The organism is Paenibacillus algorifonticola (assembly GCF_050481745.1).
Classification (GTDB): Bacteria; Bacillota; Bacilli; order Paenibacillales; family Paenibacillaceae; genus Pristimantibacillus; species Pristimantibacillus algorifonticola_A.
In genome coordinates this window covers 1-16,131 of sequence record NZ_JBCNGR010000025.1, presented here as the reverse complement: position 1 = coordinate 16,131, position 16,131 = coordinate 1, and the positions used below count along the sequence as shown (strand labels likewise).

The window sequence follows — 16,131 nt, the reverse complement described above, 5'->3', positions numbered from 1 at the left end:
GGGATGCATTCGCCGCTCAGCTGTGAAAAAACGATTTTTTTCATGCGGTCCCTACAATTGGTAATTGCTGAAAGCCTGTTTTTCCCGCCTACCGCACGGCAATGACCACATTGCCTTTTTTATGCCCCTGATCCACATAGCGATGCGCCTCGGCGATTTGCTCCAGCGGGTAGCTCCGGTCGATCACCCCTTTAAGCTCGCCGCGCTCAATCAGCTCCTTCAGAAACAGCAAATCCTCCACAGACACCTTCGCGATGCCCTGTCCCTCGACCGTTAAAAATATCCCGTTCGGCGCCAGCGCCTTGCGGGCATTTGCTTTCGTGGTTTTACCCACCGCATCTAAGATGATATCGTAACGCTCGCCTGTTTCCGCAAAATTTTGCAGCGTATAATCAATAACATGATCTGCGCCGAGTGCCCCTACCCATTCCACATTAGAGGTGCTGCATACGCCCGTAACGTCTGCTCCAAAATGCTTGGCAAGCTGGACTGCGGAAGCGCCTACTGATCCGGAAGCTCCATAAATCAGCACCTTTTGGCCGCTTTGCAAAGGCCCCTTGCGAAAAAAATGCAGCGCCGTCGTTCCGCCAAACAGAACAGCAGCGGCTTCCTCATAAGAAATATTGGCTGGCTTATGCGTGACCAAGTCCTTTTCCGAGAGGCAGACATATTCGGCGTAGGCGCCAAAACGCATGCCCGTGAACGCATAAACGGAATCGCCTATGTTGAACTTTTTGATATTCTTGCCGACCGCTTCAACCTCTCCCGTTAGCTCCACGCCTAAAATCGGCTGTCTTGGTCGAGTTATTCCGAGGAAGAGCCGCATGGGGAGCCGATATAAAAATGGACTTTTAAAGCCACGAACTCGGCAATCCCCTGATGTAACAGAGGTGGCATACACCTTGATTAGAATTTCATCGTCCTGCGGAGCCGGCTTATTCACTTCTTTGACCTGTAGAACCTCCGGTGCTCCATACTTTGTGCAAAATACAGCTTTCATCGTATTCGTTGTGTTCAACGGTTTCATATAGACATCCTCCTGCGTGCATTTATATGCCATAAGTATAGAGGCAGGGGAGAACAGCAAGTAGCTACTTAAGTATGGTATCTAAAATAACGCTGGGCGGTACGGATATATAACCAACTAGCCTGACTCCCCTTTTATTGACATCTATCATTCGATATAGTATCTTGTATTTAGTTAAATACTTAACTATATTTCTTGAAGGTGATTCTATGAAAGACTTGCAGCAATATGTACTCGATTTGCCGCTTCATAACTCGGTGTTTTTTTCATTGATTGAAACAACGGCGAGGCTAGTCGAGGTATCGGAAAAATATTGGCAATCCAAAGGACTTAATGGAGCCAGAATGCGCCTTTTAGTTGAAATCATGAAAGCAGGAGGCACCATCCTGCCCTCCATGCTTGCAGCCAAAATCGGCGTCACCAAATCGAATATCAGCCTGCTGCTCATACCGATGGAGAGTGACGGGTACATTCGCCGGGAGCCTCATCCCAAGGATGGACGAAAATCCGTCATCTCGATAACCAATGAGGGGCAGAGTCTGCTGTTGCAGCATTTGCCCGAGAACCGACAAGGGATTGCGGAAAAAATGCAAGCACTGGAAGAGCATGAATTATATCAGCTTCTAGCTTTATTAACAAAATTGAAAAAGGGCTAAAGCTCTTTTCGCCTATTTAGTTAAGGACTTAACTTTCTAAAGGAGAGGGTGGTATTTTTGTCAATCGTCATAACAGGAGCAAGCGGCAAGCTGGGGTCTCTCATTCTAAAGCAACTGCTTCACAAAGTTCCAATGAACCAGATCATTGCTTGCGTTCGATCTCGCGAAACGGCCAGACCCTATGAGGAGCTGGGGATTACGGTACGTTACTGCGATTATGATCGCCCCGATTCTCTGGAATCCGCCTTCGCAGGCGCATCCAAGCTGCTATTCATTTCGAGCTCCCAGCATGATGATGCGATTCGTATGCGCCAGCATACCGATGTGATTGTAGCAGCCAAAAAATCAAAGGTCGAGCATTTGCTCTATACCAGCTTTGCTTTTCCGGAAAAAGGCTCGATTCCGCTCCCTCACTTGCATTTAGCAACCGAGCATGCCATTCGTGCCACGGGTATCCCCTATACTTTTTTACGGAATGCCTTATATATCGATTTTATTGAAACCCTTGATTTAAAAACGGCTATAGAACGGGGAGAATTGCGCGTGCCTCCCGGAGATTGGCTGTTTAATTCCATTCCTCGGCAAGATATTGCGCTAGCCGCTGCGGCCGTTCTTGCTGAACCTGGCCATTTGAACAAAACCTACGAGCTTACGGCATCCGTGCCATGGTCGTTCAGCGATTTGACTGCTGCGATGGCCGAGCTTGCCCGCAAGCCTATTTCCTTGCAGGAAGACGCCACCATTCAAAATTGGATATTCGGCTTCCTTAGCAAAATCGATGCTTCATCCACCTCCAATGATTTGGAGCAGCTAATCGGTCGTCCGTCCACTTCATTAAAAGAAAGCATAAAACCATTTATCTCTTTATAGGTCATCATAATTACGTCATCGTTGCCGACAGAGATGAGCGCTAATTGCTGGAAATCAAAGCCAGCTGCTTGCCCGCCAGCATGAAGCCGCAATCGTTAACGTTTCATCTGGTTTAGGCTTCGTTTCGAAAAAATCTGCCCCCGTTTATTGCGCTACGAAGGCAGGGCTGCATCTATTTTCCAAATCACTCCGCTAAAAGACTATCCAGCGCTTGTTACCGTCGCAAGCCGAGCGCATATAGAAAAATAGTTAGCTGCTTTAGCAGCCTAGCCTTAAACTAAACTTTTTTATTTTTTGATAAAAATAGTCCTAACTCGCGGGCTCGGGCTACTGCTTCAGTGCGCCGCTTGACCTGCAGCTTGTCGAATATGTTGCGGTTATGGCCTTTGACTGAGCTTAGGGCGAGAAAGAGCCGTTCGCTAATCTGATGGTTCGAGAGCCCTTGTTCAATTAACTGCAGCACCTCCAGCTCTCTTCCGGTTAATGGCTCAATCAGCTGCTCGTTGGCTTGATTAAGCCGAGGCTTTGCTTGTTCCTCGGCTTCACATGCAGCCAGCACCTGAGCTCGATAGCTCGACCCTGCCCCTCGGGCAACGCTTTCCCGCAGCAGCTTGCGAATCGGCAGCCCTTCATCTGCAAAAATCCGAATGATGCCGCCAGGCTCAGCAAGCACCAGCGCTTCGGTTAACATGACCTTGGCTTTGTCCTTATCGCCGTATTCATACCATGCGACGGCCTGTGCCACACATGCCTGAAGCCGTTCATAAGGCAACCCCTTTGCTTCCGCGCGCTCCCGCCATTGCTCCAAAATCGCAAGCGCTGCGGTTGGATTTCCTTGCGCTAACTCACATTTCGCTCCGCTGATCGCAAGCTCATTTTTTGCCGCTAGCCGGGCGGCCGCTTCGGCGCTGCCTTGGCGAAGCAGCAATAGCACCTGTGCTTCTGCAATGGCCGGCATTTGCAAAATATGCTGCTGCTGGTGTGCCGTATGATCCGCCTTTGCCAGCAGCGCGGCCGCATCGCTTACGTCTCCTCTCGCCAGCATTAAGCGTGCAAGAAACACCTCCACCTCAATCGCTCGGTCTGTCTGTTCCAACTGCTGCGAAAGTGGGAGTGCTTTTTGAGCATACCGCTCAGCGGCATTCAGCTCATTTTGCTGGTAATAAATGCGTGCTAAGCCCAAATAGGCAGCGCCTGCTGCGGGCAGCGGCGGCTCCCCTGCAAGTTTTAGTGCGTAACGATAAGTTTCGGCCGCTGTAACAAGCAGGTTATCCGCTTCTTGTATGTTAGCAAGACCTATAGCCGCCATAAACGAAATGATGACATGCCCGATTCGCTCGCTGCTGGCCAATGCTTCAGCATAAGCTTTGCCCGCAGCGCCATTGTCTCCCTGAAGCTGATGCGCGTATCCGAGCGTCCAAATGGTAGCTGTGCGAACAGGATGGTTATCTGGGTGCAAATACTCCAGCGCACGCCTCGACTGAGCTAAAATCATGTCCGGCTGATGCTTGCTCAACGCTAGCGTAGCGCGGATCGATGCTGTATGACCGATTAAATCCCGAGTCTTCATATCTTGACAAGCATCCGCTTGTAGAAGCTGTTCAGCAGCTAACAGCTTCTGCTCAACACCGCTTATTTGTCCTGCCATCAACAGCGCCGAAGCATGGAGCACGAATAGGGAAGGACGTGCCTCAAGCTCCTTCTCCGGCAGCGAATTCAACCATTTTAGCGCAGGGGCTACCATCCCTCGAAAGATAAGGGAGACGCCTTCTCCCTCCAGCAGTCTGGCTGCACCTTCTATATCCTGCGCGGCTGCTGCATGGTGAAAGGCTTCCAGCACAAAGCCATGCTGCTCATACCACTGGCTCGCACGCCGATGCGATTCATTTAAGCTCTCGCCTGCCGCAGCCAAGGAAGAGCTCACTTGCTGCTTTGGGGCTAGCCGCTGCCGCTGCCGCAACAAATCACCAAACAGATGATGGTAGCGATACCACCGACGCTCATTGTCGAGCGGAACAATAAACAAATTCGCCCGTTCCAAATATTCTAAAGTCGCTTGCCCGTTTTCTGAATGAAGCACGGCATCACAAAGCGGACCGCAAAAACGGTCGAGCATGGAAATGCTCAGCAAAAAGGCCTGAATGCCAGCGGGCTGCTTATGCAGCACTTCTTCTACCAAATAATCCAGCACAAATGGATGACTGCCTGTAAATGAGCCAATAAAGCTGGCCGCATCAGCGTGCCCCTGCATGGACAGCCCCGCGAGCTGCATCCCTGCAATCCAGCCTTCTGTTCGTTCCTCCAGCATAGCAACATGCTCTGCCGTCAGGCTCAGACTCATAACCTGTTCAAAAAAATCAGCTGCCTCCGATCGCGTAAAACGCAAGTCTGCTGCTCGCACCTCGGTTAATTGGTCCCGAACGCGAAGCTGGGCCAAGGGCAGGTTCTGAAGCTCACGAGCAACGATGACAAGATGCATGTGTGGCGGCATATGTTCAATAAGAAGAGTAATAGCCTGATGAATCGATTTATTTTCTATCACGTGAAAATCGTCAAGTACAACAAGGAAGGGGTGAGTAATCGAGGCAATTTCACTCAGCAGCGCCTTGATCAGCGTTTCAATTGGCGGAGGCTTGGGAGCTTGGAGCAGCCTTAGCATGCCGACGCCAACACTTGGCGCAGCCGCCAGCAAAGCAGCATGCAAATAAACCATAAAAGCGGCCGGTTCGTCGTCGCCTTCATCCAGCGAAAGCCAGCATGCAGGCCTTCCGCAGCTTTTAATCCATTCGCTAGCCAGCGTTGTTTTGCCAAAGCCGGCTGCGGCCGAGATGACCGTCAGCTTGCGGTGCAGGCCTTGATTCAACCGCTTAATTAGGCGGGGGCGCAGCACGGCATTCGAGCGCAGCGCAGGAATATATAATTTTGTAGCTATTATTGGAGTTGTCATAGTTCAATTATAATAATCGTATTCCTGCATCGTCAATCCTCTTGTAGCGGGGTGAAAACTGTATTCATACACTTTTCACCCTTCCATATTGTTCTGGCCGCGATTTAGGTTTATCCTTCAAATAACGGATTAAGGCTCGTGAACCTAATCCTACATTTCCAAGCTGCGCCGCGGCTTGAGAAATCTTTTGGAGGCATGGACGATGAATGAACTTAATGCTTTATTTCGCAAAAGAATAGGTCTCCCGGAAAGTGCAGCTATCCCTTTCGATCGTTTAGCCGATGTACTCGAGAGAACGGCAAAAACCGTGCCTTTTGAAAATTTCAATATCATTAGCCAAACCGCCGTTGTAATTTCTAAAGAATATGTCATTCAAAAAATATTGAGGGATCAAGAAGGCGGGCTGTGCTATGAAATAAACGCGCTTCTTTACCTTTTTTTAATCGAAAATGGCTTTAACGCTGTTCTAACGCGCGGGGTTGTCTACAATCATGATACGCAAGCGTATTTCACTCTGGGAAGAACGCATTTAACGATTCTGCTCACTCACGAAGGGCAAACCTATCTGCTGGATTCGGGCTTTGGAGGAAATTTGCCCTTAAAGCCTGTTCCTTTATCAGGCGAAACGATAACGTCAAGCAATGGACAATTTCGCATTAAAAAAGAGGACAGCGAGCATGGCGACTACCTTTTTGAGATGAAACTGATGCATAAGGATACCGATTGGAAAATCGGCTACGCCTTCGATTCTCAAAAACAGCTGACCGACTTAACGGAATGCAATGCCATTCGCAATATCGTATCCGAGCATCCGGATTCCCGATTTAATAAGCATCCGTTGATTACACAAATAACGGATGATGGAAGCGTAACTTTAACAAATACATCCCTTACGGTATGGAAGGATGGCGTCTTAACAAAAGAGCAAATGGATAGGGAGAGTTACGAAAGGCTGCTGAAGCAGCATTTTAACATGTAGAATATAAGCTGCGTGAGCTTGAGCGCGATGGAATCGTGCTGCGCCAGCTGTATCCGGAGTTACCGCCTAGAGTGGAACCAGAGCCTGTTGAAAGCGTGATTGAGAGGAATTGATTTATTGTTCATTTAAAAAAACTCACGATATAATAACAGCATAAAGGTCGTGAAGAACACGCCGCTTCCACATATTGAACATCCTGATCGAGTAATTAGGGGGTTAATGTGCGGAAGCGGCTTTTGTTTTTAATGCGGCGTTATGGGTTACAAGTAGACAAATCTAATGTATTGCAGATGGAGGAGAAGTACAATGTCACGCTTTGAGCAGCAATATCAGGAATGGATGCAGAACAATCTTAGTAATGAACATTGCCTATCCTTCAATCGTCGACGAGCCAAAGCAGTGTCAGCAAGCTACGCATCCCCGAAGCGGAAATCGGCTTTTGGAGAACTATCTATCCATTCAGGAAATCCTCCGAATAAGCATACAAAAAAGCGTCAGTACAGCAAGTATCTCTACTTGTACCGACGCCTTCTTCACTCCAATGCTGCCTCAACACGCTGCACCATCGCCTCAATCTAAACAATCCCACAGCCTGCGCGCCCGCTCGGCATACAGCAGCGATTCACGCCAGCGGTCGCTTAGTTCAGCCGTTGTCCTCTCGCCTGTACCCACATCTATACCCTCACCTGTGAGGCGGGTCATCGCATAAGGCGGCGGTCCCAGCTCACAGACGAACGGAAAGCTGTCCCCTGGCTGCGAGCGCAGGAGCCATTGCTCCATCCCCTTGCGCCACCAGCGTTCAAAAAGCGGCAGCATCACCTTCGCCTCTTCATGCTCCATACCAATCTGAATTTGCTCCCCGTTCGACACGCGGGCATGAATACTGCTCGTATGCACGAGCAGCTGCTGGAGCAGCTCCTCGGCCTCAGGCCGAATACTCCGCATTTCCCCAGCCAGCACATAATGGGAAAAATCAATCGTCAGATCCAGCTGCCCCAAATTTCGCACATAGCGGGCAGTCCGTATTAAATCCTGCGTAATCGTTCCCCGATGAGTCTCGACATAAACCGGAATGCCCGCTTGGCAGGACAGCTCCTTAATCGCTCCAAGCAAGCTCTCGGCTTCCATTCCCGTTACGAATGGCGTCATGACCTGTGCATTAATGAAAGGAATCCCGCCGAAGCGTACCGCTTTTTCCAAAAAGGCTGTCATATCCGCTGCGCTTGCAGGATACGCATTGACACTCAGCTCAAGCTGATGCTGCGCCAGCAGCTCCTTCCACTCCGCTTCATGCTCCGGCTGAGGAATAAAGCCATTAATACCATCGAATCCAGCGCCCGCTATCCGCTTTATTTTCTCCGCTGTCGTATCGGCAGCAAAATCAGGCACCTGCTCCATACCCCACCAGGACATATGAACGCTGAGCTTACGGTCAATGCGGGTAATTGGCTTCATATTCAATGCCGCATGGCCCCCCGTCTGGATTATTCTCAAGTTCTATGACACTGCCGTCTGCACGAAACAGCGGATGGTAAAAATGGCTAATATGCGTCGCAGATTCATTGGCATAATGGCAGATAAAGGCGCGCCGGAATCGATCCTTCGTTTTGTTGCGGTAAGAGCCATGAATGAGATTGCCGTTAAAAAACAACGTATCTCCCCGCTCCATCCGCGCCGGAACCGGCTTGTTATCCTTCGGCGGCTTGACAAAATGCTTCGTAAACGACTCTGTCACATCCGCCTCCTCCGGGCAGGACAGCTCATAATCATGCGTCTTTGGCACAACCAGCATCCCGCCATTTTCCTCATCGGCCGCATCAATGGCAGTCCATGCTGCAATGCAATTGCCCGGCTCCACCTTCAAATAGAAATTGTCCTGATGCAGCGCTTGTCCCCGCGAGCCCGGCGGCTTGTAGTAGAACATGCTTTGCGCGGCGATCGGCTCCTCTTCATATAAATCTCTCAGCACATTGAGCACAGGCTCGTGCAGCATGTAGCGCTTCGCTGTCTCATTGATACGATGAGGATGCATGACCCGAGGATAACGCTTAAGCGGATCGTTCGTCTCCGCACTCAAATCAGGCTCAAAATAACCGGGAATCACCTGCCTGCTAATCCCTTCAAAGGTCGAATCGATTTCGGCGAGCTCCTGCTCGCTGAATAAATTTTTGACGATGACATAGCCATCGCGACGATATTGCTCCATTTGTTCCGCTGTTAAAGTTAGGGCACCAGATGTCATAATTTTTCGCTCCTTTTTTAGATAGCAGCACGTTGTCGTACCTGATATTTAACGTTTAATTTGTGTGGCTCGATAAATCAAGTATAGTGCGAACCCCCTTTGGGAAGGAATGAACAATCATACTGAAAACTACATCAATTCTGCTATATCAAAAATAACAGCATGTTGGAATTCCTTCTTTTTCCGATTCACTTATGCTCAAACAGCTCGTTTTCAGATCAATAGCCAAGACGGCAGCAATAAGGTAAACTAATTTTATTCTGCAAGTCCGTCATGAGAAGGGTGGCGCTGCCATGAAACAAAACGATTTAGACAATCGCCAGAGCAAGGCCACTGCTGAGCCATCCGTGATTTTTGCTGGCCATTTTACGGAAAATGATCATTACCACACGGTGCGGCCACACGGCAGAAGCGACTGGCTGATGTTATATACGCTGCAGGGCGAAGGCTTTGCTCTGACCAGCGATTCACACAAGCGCTGCTTGCCGGGTGAGCTCACGCTTATTCGGCCAGGCTGCATGCATGAATATGGCACGATGGCGGGCAAAACGTGGCAGTTTGTCTGGGTTCATTTTCCCGATGTAATGGCTGAAACTCGGCTGCTTCCCGCCTCTGATTTGATCTCGCAATCGATTCGTCAGCCCTCAGCGGGCAAACGAATTTATCGGGCTTTTCGACAAATATTGACCGACTCGCTGGCAAGCAGCCTATACAGTGAATCGTTATGTGAAAACTCGCTGCGCGAAATTTTGCTGCTGCTTGCCCAGCAGATTAACAGCAAAGCAGATGCCCGTATTGAAGAAGCGATGCATTTGCTCGCCGTTCACATGACTAAGCCGCTTTCTATTGGGGAGCTGGCTCATACGATCGGGCTTTCTCCATCTAGATTATCCCATCTTTTCAAGGCTTCAACGGGGTATTCCATCATTGATATGCACAACCGGATGCGTATTCGCCAAGCTGCTCTGCTGCTGGAGCATACGAAACGGAGCGCTTCTGAAATCGCTTTTGACGTAGGTTATCAAAACTATAACCACTTTGCAGTGCAATTTAGCAAGGTTTATGGCCTTTCCCCCCGCTCTTACCGCAGCTGGAAACAAACGGCTGATGGTTTGGCACAACAATAAGTGGAAACAAAACGGACAGAGATGGTAAAATAGGAACAGGGAAGGAGGTCAACTATGACCACGGAAAACGAAGTAAGCGAAGAGGAACAACAAAGCGAGAACCCACAGGAGCAAGAAGCGAAACAAATTATTTTGGCGGTATATACTCACACGCTCCAAATGCTTCAAGCCGAGTTTGAAGCCTATCAGGTTGAGGGACAGATTACTAACAATCCCAACTACGGGCCCCTGTTTGCCTACCGCTTGAAAGAGGCAGATAGCGATAAAGAATATGCTTGCGGCTTCTTTATTAATGAACTGCTTGAAAAGCATAAGGATGCTGAGAGGGCAAGCCAGTGGCTCGCTTCCTTCTATATCGATATGATTGACAGCGGTGTCAGCAAGCCGCTTCAGACACCTCCACAGTCCGAAGACGAAGCCAAGAAGCTGATCGATGAATATATCGTGCCGCATTGCGCTAAGTCGGTTCGGGAAGAATTTAGTCCTGAGCAGGTTTATGTAGATTTGGACATGAATGAGCAAATTGGGCCAGTTATCGAAGCTGGATTCCCTGCAATTACGGAAGGCAACAATGTATGTGCAATGCCTTTCGCCTACTTGCTCACGCTTCATTTAATGAATCGCGATCCAGCAGATCCGCTCGTTCATGGCCTGTACAAAATCCGTGCAGAGAACGGTTTGGAATAACAATTGACAAGCGGCTCTTCCGACAATTATACTGTACATAAAAATAGTACAGTTCATCGTTCTTTTTTGGCATGGTTTGCTAAATGCTGAACGCATTTGATCTGCGAAGAGGAGTGTCATTTTTGTCTAATTCCGAAAGTTCATTCAGCACGGTTATCCGCGAGCGCCGTTCGGTTCGCAAATACGATCCCACTTTTAAAATGACGCAGGAAGAAATTCAAGCGATTATCGCTGATGCGGTTCTTGCGCCGTCCGGAAGCAATCTGCAGCCTTGGCGTTTTCTAGTCATTACCGATCAGGAAACGAAGCAAAAGCTGCTTCCTATTGCTTTTAACCAAGAGCAGGTTGTGACTTCGTCTGCTGTCATTGCCGTTATGGCCGATTTGGAGTTTTATAAACATGCCGAGCGCATCTATGAAAAATCGATTGAAGCTGGTTATATGACCCGCGAAGCAGCAGATAAGCTCAGAACGAATATGACTGGCTTCTACGCGAATGCTCCTGCTGAACGCCTGCTCTCCTCTGTGCTTGTTGACGGCGGACTTGTGTCGATGCAGCTGATGCTGGCTGCGCGTGCCAGAGGCTTCGATACCGTGCCAATGGCTGGTTACAATGTAGCGCAATTCCGCGAGCTGATGAATGTGCCTGACCACTATACGAATGTCATGCTGATTGCCCTTGGCAAAGCTTCAGAGGCTGGTCATCCGACTACCCGTCTGGATGTTAATGACGTTACGTTCTGGAATCATTTCTAAACGATCCAACATAAGACCATTTTCCACTGGAGCTTCCTAGCGACGCCTCCTTTGGAAAATGGTCTTTTTTCAAATTAAAAAACGTGAAATCCCTAGAGCGCAAGTCGCGCTTGCCCAGCAAATGCCGCCCGATGCGGGCAGCATGGCACGCCATCACGCCATCTTGCTCCGCATCAGGCGGCATTGCTGAGCTACAGGGATAAGAGCTGCAAGCCGATAATCTCTAGCGAAATATCGTCACCGTAGCTCTCGATCAATGATGAAGCTGCTTGCATTAAGCCAGTGCCTCCTTGACGAACTCGGACAATAATTTTTGTTCTTTATTAGAGAGATTCTGGATCATATTTACGAACTCCGACACCAGCTCCGTAATCTCTTTACCCAGCTCCTCTTGAACGGTTTGGATGACTGTACCTAGAACCGTACCCACAAATACGAGCAGCCCGGTATGGTCATTTGGCGTTTTATTGACAATTAGATGAATGACACTCTCCGTCTTGCCTCCAAGCTTCTTTAAATAGGCTAGCAGCAGCCCGATGATGTAGCCGCAAAATTCGATATGGGTCGCTTTGCTAGGAATGCCGTCCAATATTTTTCTAAGCAGCTCATTGATGTTCATATGGTTCTTACCACTGAGCAATTGCTTAATCGTACTTGCAGTTGCCTCCCAGTCTCCAGGATTAACTAAGTCAGAACGCTCCTGGCGAAAAAGCTCCGTCGCCTTGACTGTTGGTGCAAACACCACCTGCGACCTTCCTGTTTCTTTATCGTTAACCTCATAGCTGCGCGATACCAAACCCATCTTCTCTATTTCCTTCAGCATGTCATAGGCTGTCCATTTGCTTACGCCTAGGGCTTTTGCTAACGTCTCATAATGTATCGGTAATGAAGTATGTTGATACAATTCCATGAGCTGGTCCAGAAATTGTAATCGGCGTTTTGTAAGCCCCATAAATCCACCCCTATTTTCAGCCAGCATCAGAAACGCCCCGAGCGGATAATCGCATAGATCAGCCAAATAAACATAGCCAAGGTAACACCAAAGCCGATTTCTATAACAGGCAGTCCCCAAAACAGCGTTTGGGAGTGATTTAAGGCAGCACCAACAATTAAACCAACCATCACTATACTAAGCGCAAGCAAGACAATACTGAAGGACATCTGATTGCTGATCCGATCCATTTTTTTCATGAGCGTGTCGAGCTGAGGGGATTCCACTTCCATCCGTAGTTTTCCCTTCCGTACGACGAGAGAAAGCTGTTTTAAAGTGACCGGAATGTCGCTGATCAGTTTGAAATAATCTGGTGCTTCTTCCAACAGCCCTCTCCATATCTCCCTTGGGTCCAATTGCTCTACAAATAGTTTTTTTCCAAATGGCTCAGCAATATCAAAAATTTTAATTTCCGGATCGAGCGCAACCGCTACCCCTTCCATCGTAAGCAAGGATTTGCCCAGCAGCGTTAATTCCGCTGGAATTCGAATATGATGCCGATTGGCAACCATAAATAAATCTCCAATAGCTGTTCCAAGGCTTATCTGATTGAGCGGCACCTGATAATACTTCTCCCGCATTTCATCCACATCGGCATATAATTTGCTCTGATCCACCTCATCTGGAATAACTCCCATATACGAAATGGCTCGAATAACGCCTTTAGAGCTTTGATTGCGCAGGGCGATTACAAGCGAAGCAAAATGCTTTTTCGTACCGGGAGATAATCGCCCTACCATTCCAAAATCAATTAGCGCCAGTCGGCCGTCAGGAAGCGCCATGACATTGCCAGGATGCGGATCCCCATGGAAGAAGCCATCGACTAGAACCTGATGAAAAATCGCCGTTGCAAGCCGCTCCGCAAGCTGTTTATTATTTAGTCCCATTCGTTTAAGCTGCTGCCGATCCGAAAGCTTCACTCCGTTTACATAGTCTGTCGTCATTACCCGCTTCGTGCAATATTTCCAATGTACTGAAGGTACAAAAATGTAAGGCAGCTTCTTGCTATAAGCAATAAATTTCTCTGCACTATGTGCCTCCATTGTATAGTCCATTTCCTGACGGAGCGCTTTGCTCAATTCCTCAACAATCTCAATTAAACGATAATGCTGGGCGAATTCAAAAGCCCCTTCACCCAATTTAGCCAAATCCGCTAGTATATTTAAATCCGTTTCAACCAGCTTTTGAATGCCTGGACGCTGCACCTTAACGACAACCTCTGCTCCATCCCGCAGCGTAGCGCGATGAACTTGGCCAATGGAGGCCGCAGCAATCGGTGTAATGGAAAAGTCCAAAAACAAATTTTCAATCGTATCACCAAGCTCCGCTTCAATAATTTGGCTTACTTCCTCATATGGGAATGCAGTCACATGGTCCTGCAAACGTTCCAATTCGACCAAAATATTTGCCGGAATTAAATCTGGCCGCGTACTTGCAATTTGCCCCAGCTTAATAAAGGTTGGACCTAACTCCTCCAACAATGTCCGAATGCGTTCACCAACGCTTCTAGTTTGAATCTCTTCCTGTTCCGGTTTGCGTATAAATCTCAATCTATCCCTGGCTCCGATACCATCTGACACATATCCCAGCCCGTTTCGTGCTATTGCAGTAACAATCGTCCGATAGCGCTGTAACTGCCTAATCCGTTTTCCATGCTGCAATCGTAGTAACCCCCTGTTAATCCCCGCTTTGCTCTTTCTGCTCAAGTGCATCCAGCCGTTTTTCAATTCGCTCGATATCCTCGCGGGTAGCTATTTTCCCTTCACTTAAAATAGCTCTTACTCGTTCCTGCGCCATGGCTTCGATCTGCTCACGCAGCTCTTCCCCTTTTTGAACAAGTGTATGGGTTAAGGCTTTCGATTCTTCTTTACTAACCTGTCCTTTCTGCACCAATTCATCAATTGTTTTTTCCACCTGCTCCTTGCCGGTAACAGCGATTCCCATTGCCAGTGACATAGCTTTGCTAATTGTATCTTTCATCTTCAAACAGCTCCTTTGCTTTTATAGGTTTTAAAATACACAAAAAACCAAAAAACTATACAAAAAAATAGGTAAACTGCTTTACTGGCCTACTTGTTTTGGCCAATAATAGTGGTACTAAGGCCAAATGAGTTTTTTGGCTTTTTGCGTCTACAGATTACCACTAAAATAATAAATCGTCAAATTAATAACAAGTCAAACTATTTCCTTCTATTTTCGAAACGAAAAAACACTGATTACATTAAATGCAATCAGTGTTTAGACGACCTGCTTATATGCCGGCGAGAGGACTCGAACCTCCACGGTTTCCCTCACGATTTTGAGTCGCGCGCGTCTGCCATTCCGCCACGCCGGCGTTTTAAAGAATAATGGCGTGCCCTAAGAGATTCGAACTCCTGGCCTTTTGATTCGTAGTCAAACGCTCTATCCAGCTGAGCTAAGGGCACACACTATGAAATTGTGGAGGCGCCACCCAGACTCGAACTGGGGGTAGAGCTTTTGCAGAGCTCTGCCTTACCACTTGGCTATGGCGCCATAAAGATGGAGCGGACGACGAGATTCGAACTCGCGACCCTCGCCTTGGCAAGGCGATGCTCTACCACTGAGCCACGTCCGCAAAACAATGGCTGGGGATTCAGGGATCGAACCTGAGAATGACGGAGTCAAAGTCCGTTGCCTTACCGCTTGGCTAATCCCCAACAATTAAGTATTTTTTAGTTTGAACAATAATGGGGCGGACGAGGGGAATTGAACCCCCGAATGTCGGATCCACAAACCGATGCGTTAACCACTTCGCCACGACCGCCATATTATATTGTTCAGTTTTGATTGGCAGGGGCAGCAGGAATTGAACCCACACCAACGGTTTTGGAGACCGTTGTTCTACCCTTAAACTATGCCCCTAAGGTAAACTGGTGGAGGATGATGGATTCGAACCACCGAACCCGAAGGAACAGATTTACAGTCTGCCGCGTTTAGCCACTTCGCTAATCCTCCATAAATGGTGCCGTCGAGAGGACTTGAACCCCCAACCTACTGATTACAAGTCAGTTGCTCTACCAATTGAGCTACAACGGCATGGCGCAATTTTACATTTGCCAATCATCTTAATGGTGGCTCGGGACGGAATCGAACCGCCGACACGAGGATTTTCAGTCCTCTGCTCTACCGACTGAGCTACCGAGCCAGATGTTTTAAATGGCGGAGCTGACGAGATTCGAACTCGCGGTCTCCTGCGTGACAGGCAGGCATGTTAGGCCTCTACACCACAGCTCCACATCATATTCTCGGATCATTCCGAAGGTAAAGTTTGGTTGCGGGGGCAGGATTTGAACCTGCGGCCTTCGGGTTATGAGCCCGACGAGCTACCGGGCTGCTCCACCCCGCGTCATCGTAAAACATATATGGTGGAGGCTGAGGGGATCGAACCGCTGACCTCCTGCTTGCAAGGCAGGCGCTCTCCCAGCTGAGCTAAGCCTCCATGTTGTTTAAGCGACTTTTATATCTTACCACTTTTCGAAGCATTTTGCAAGTGCTTTTTCGAAAGTTTTTTTGGTGACCCGTAGGGGACTCGAACCCCTGTTACCTCCGTGAAAGGGAGGTGTCTTAACCACTTGACCAACGGGCCATCTTAAAATTCTACCAACATACTTTAAGTAAGTATGGCAGAGAGGAAGGGATTCGAACCCTCGAGACCCGGTTAGAGCCTACACGATTTCCAATCGTGCTCCTTCGACCACTCGGACACCTCTCTATAATGGCTCCCCGAACAGGACTCGAACCTGTGACAACTCGATTAACAGTCGAGTGCTCTACCAACTGAGCTATCAGGGAATATTAAGTGTTACATACAAAGTATTGCTACCCTGAA

At 48.4% G+C, this 16,131-nt stretch carries 14 protein-coding genes, 16 tRNA genes and 1 pseudogene; 8 read left to right on the top strand and 23 right to left on the bottom strand.

Features of this window, described 5'->3' with window-relative positions; all coding sequences use genetic code 11:
* Positions 1 to 88: 88 nt before the first annotated feature.
* The gene (locus ABEW34_RS20635; protein ID WP_430161296.1) at positions 89 to 1,000 is read right to left on the bottom strand and encodes an NAD(P)-dependent alcohol dehydrogenase; all 912 of its coding nucleotides are present in this window, start codon (positions 998 to 1,000) and stop codon (positions 89 to 91) included.
* 236 nt (positions 1,001 to 1,236) lie between these two features.
* Here ABEW34_RS20635 and ABEW34_RS20630 point away from each other — a divergent pair, with 236 nt between their 5' ends.
* From ABEW34_RS20630 to ABEW34_RS20620, 3 genes and pseudogenes are all read left to right on the top strand, one after another.
* Positions 1,237 to 1,683: a MarR family winged helix-turn-helix transcriptional regulator gene (locus ABEW34_RS20630; RefSeq protein ID WP_430161228.1), complete on the top strand. Its 447-nt coding sequence runs from the start codon at positions 1,237 to 1,239 to the stop codon at positions 1,681 to 1,683.
* 57 nt (positions 1,684 to 1,740) lie between these two features.
* Positions 1,741 to 2,553 carry an NAD(P)H-binding protein gene (locus ABEW34_RS20625; protein WP_430161227.1) on the top strand — a complete coding sequence of 271 codons (813 nt, stop codon included), beginning with the start codon at positions 1,741 to 1,743 and terminating at the stop codon, positions 2,551 to 2,553.
* A gap of 67 nt (positions 2,554 to 2,620) precedes the next feature.
* Positions 2,621 to 2,746, top strand: a pseudogene (locus ABEW34_RS20620) (SDR family NAD(P)-dependent oxidoreductase); the annotation flags it as partial.
* Between the two features lie 84 nt (positions 2,747 to 2,830).
* Here the strand turns inward: ABEW34_RS20620 and ABEW34_RS20615 are convergent.
* Positions 2,831 to 5,500, bottom strand: a complete 2,670-nt coding sequence (locus ABEW34_RS20615) for a LuxR C-terminal-related transcriptional regulator (RefSeq protein WP_430161226.1) — start codon at positions 5,498 to 5,500, stop codon at positions 2,831 to 2,833.
* Positions 5,501 to 5,702: 202 nt separating this feature from the next.
* Here ABEW34_RS20615 and ABEW34_RS20610 point away from each other — a divergent pair, with 202 nt between their 5' ends.
* Together ABEW34_RS20610 and ABEW34_RS20605 are read left to right on the top strand one after the other, a co-directional pair.
* The gene (locus tag ABEW34_RS20610) at positions 5,703 to 6,479 is read left to right on the top strand and encodes an arylamine N-acetyltransferase family protein (RefSeq protein WP_430161225.1); all 777 of its coding nucleotides are present in this window, start codon (positions 5,703 to 5,705) and stop codon (positions 6,477 to 6,479) included.
* Positions 6,480 to 6,487: 8 nt separating this feature from the next.
* Entirely contained in the window at positions 6,488 to 6,592 is a 105-nt protein-coding gene (locus ABEW34_RS20605) for a hypothetical protein (RefSeq protein WP_430161295.1), read from the top strand.
* A 457-nt stretch (positions 6,593 to 7,049) separates the two neighbouring features.
* Here ABEW34_RS20605 and ABEW34_RS20600 read toward each other — a convergent pair whose 3' ends face one another.
* Both ABEW34_RS20600 and ABEW34_RS20595 read right to left on the bottom strand, forming a co-directional pair.
* Positions 7,050 to 7,934 (bottom strand): sugar phosphate isomerase/epimerase family protein, encoded by an 885-nt coding sequence (locus tag ABEW34_RS20600; protein WP_430161294.1) that lies wholly within the window; start codon positions 7,932 to 7,934, stop codon positions 7,050 to 7,052.
* The gene (locus ABEW34_RS20595) at positions 7,912 to 8,721 is read right to left on the bottom strand and encodes a phytanoyl-CoA dioxygenase family protein (protein ID WP_430161224.1); all 810 of its coding nucleotides are present in this window, start codon (positions 8,719 to 8,721) and stop codon (positions 7,912 to 7,914) included. The genes ABEW34_RS20600 and ABEW34_RS20595 overlap by 23 nt, the downstream gene beginning before the upstream one ends.
* Before the next feature lie 293 nt (positions 8,722 to 9,014).
* Here ABEW34_RS20595 and ABEW34_RS20590 point away from each other — a divergent pair, with 293 nt between their 5' ends.
* From ABEW34_RS20590 to ABEW34_RS20580, 3 genes are all read left to right on the top strand, one after another.
* Positions 9,015 to 9,848: a helix-turn-helix domain-containing protein gene (locus ABEW34_RS20590; protein ID WP_430161223.1), complete on the top strand. Its 834-nt coding sequence runs from the start codon at positions 9,015 to 9,017 to the stop codon at positions 9,846 to 9,848.
* A 54-nt stretch (positions 9,849 to 9,902) separates the two neighbouring features.
* On the top strand, positions 9,903 to 10,535 hold the full coding sequence (locus tag ABEW34_RS20585; RefSeq protein WP_341279263.1) for a hypothetical protein: 633 nt from the start codon (positions 9,903 to 9,905) through the stop codon (positions 10,533 to 10,535).
* Between the two features lie 83 nt (positions 10,536 to 10,618).
* On the top strand, positions 10,619 to 11,290 hold the full coding sequence (locus ABEW34_RS20580; RefSeq protein ID WP_430161222.1) for a nitroreductase family protein: 672 nt from the start codon (positions 10,619 to 10,621) through the stop codon (positions 11,288 to 11,290).
* Between the two features lie 274 nt (positions 11,291 to 11,564).
* Here ABEW34_RS20580 and ABEW34_RS20575 read toward each other — a convergent pair whose 3' ends face one another.
* The 19 genes from ABEW34_RS20575 to ABEW34_RS20485 form a co-directional block, all read right to left on the bottom strand.
* Positions 11,565 to 12,242: a MarR family transcriptional regulator gene (locus tag ABEW34_RS20575; RefSeq protein ID WP_430161221.1), complete on the bottom strand. Its 678-nt coding sequence runs from the start codon at positions 12,240 to 12,242 to the stop codon at positions 11,565 to 11,567.
* Positions 12,243 to 12,268: 26 nt separating this feature from the next.
* A complete protein-coding gene (locus tag ABEW34_RS20570) occupies positions 12,269 to 13,942 on the bottom strand; it encodes an ABC1 kinase family protein (protein WP_430161220.1) in 1,674 nt (557 codons plus the stop codon).
* 16 nt (positions 13,943 to 13,958) lie between these two features.
* Positions 13,959 to 14,261, bottom strand: coding sequence for a phasin family protein (locus ABEW34_RS20565; protein WP_430161219.1), 303 nt, complete (start codon positions 14,259 to 14,261; stop codon positions 13,959 to 13,961).
* A 276-nt stretch (positions 14,262 to 14,537) separates the two neighbouring features.
* A tRNA-Leu gene (locus tag ABEW34_RS20560) sits at positions 14,538 to 14,616 on the bottom strand.
* A gap of 14 nt (positions 14,617 to 14,630) precedes the next feature.
* A tRNA-Arg gene (locus tag ABEW34_RS20555) sits at positions 14,631 to 14,707 on the bottom strand.
* 14 nt (positions 14,708 to 14,721) lie between these two features.
* A tRNA-Cys gene (locus ABEW34_RS20550) sits at positions 14,722 to 14,795 on the bottom strand.
* Between the two features lie 7 nt (positions 14,796 to 14,802).
* Positions 14,803 to 14,877: transfer RNA gene (locus ABEW34_RS20545), tRNA-Gly, on the bottom strand.
* A gap of 7 nt (positions 14,878 to 14,884) precedes the next feature.
* Positions 14,885 to 14,959: transfer RNA gene (locus ABEW34_RS20540), tRNA-Gln, on the bottom strand.
* Positions 14,960 to 14,990: 31 nt separating this feature from the next.
* Positions 14,991 to 15,066: transfer RNA gene (locus ABEW34_RS20535), tRNA-His, on the bottom strand.
* A gap of 24 nt (positions 15,067 to 15,090) precedes the next feature.
* Positions 15,091 to 15,164 (bottom strand) — tRNA-Trp (locus ABEW34_RS20530).
* Between the two features lie 9 nt (positions 15,165 to 15,173).
* Positions 15,174 to 15,257 (bottom strand) — tRNA-Tyr (locus ABEW34_RS20525).
* A 5-nt stretch (positions 15,258 to 15,262) separates the two neighbouring features.
* Positions 15,263 to 15,338 (bottom strand) — tRNA-Thr (locus ABEW34_RS20520).
* 33 nt (positions 15,339 to 15,371) lie between these two features.
* Positions 15,372 to 15,447: transfer RNA gene (locus ABEW34_RS20515), tRNA-Phe, on the bottom strand.
* Between the two features lie 12 nt (positions 15,448 to 15,459).
* Positions 15,460 to 15,536 (bottom strand) — tRNA-Asp (locus ABEW34_RS20510).
* Positions 15,537 to 15,571: 35 nt separating this feature from the next.
* Positions 15,572 to 15,648: transfer RNA gene (locus ABEW34_RS20505), tRNA-Met, on the bottom strand.
* Positions 15,649 to 15,665: 17 nt separating this feature from the next.
* Positions 15,666 to 15,741: transfer RNA gene (locus ABEW34_RS20500), tRNA-Ala, on the bottom strand.
* Positions 15,742 to 15,813: 72 nt separating this feature from the next.
* Positions 15,814 to 15,888, bottom strand: a tRNA-Glu gene (locus tag ABEW34_RS20495).
* A 35-nt stretch (positions 15,889 to 15,923) separates the two neighbouring features.
* A tRNA-Ser gene (locus tag ABEW34_RS20490) sits at positions 15,924 to 16,014 on the bottom strand.
* A gap of 4 nt (positions 16,015 to 16,018) precedes the next feature.
* A tRNA-Asn gene (locus tag ABEW34_RS20485) sits at positions 16,019 to 16,094 on the bottom strand.
* Between the last annotated feature and the right edge of the window lie 37 nt (positions 16,095 to 16,131).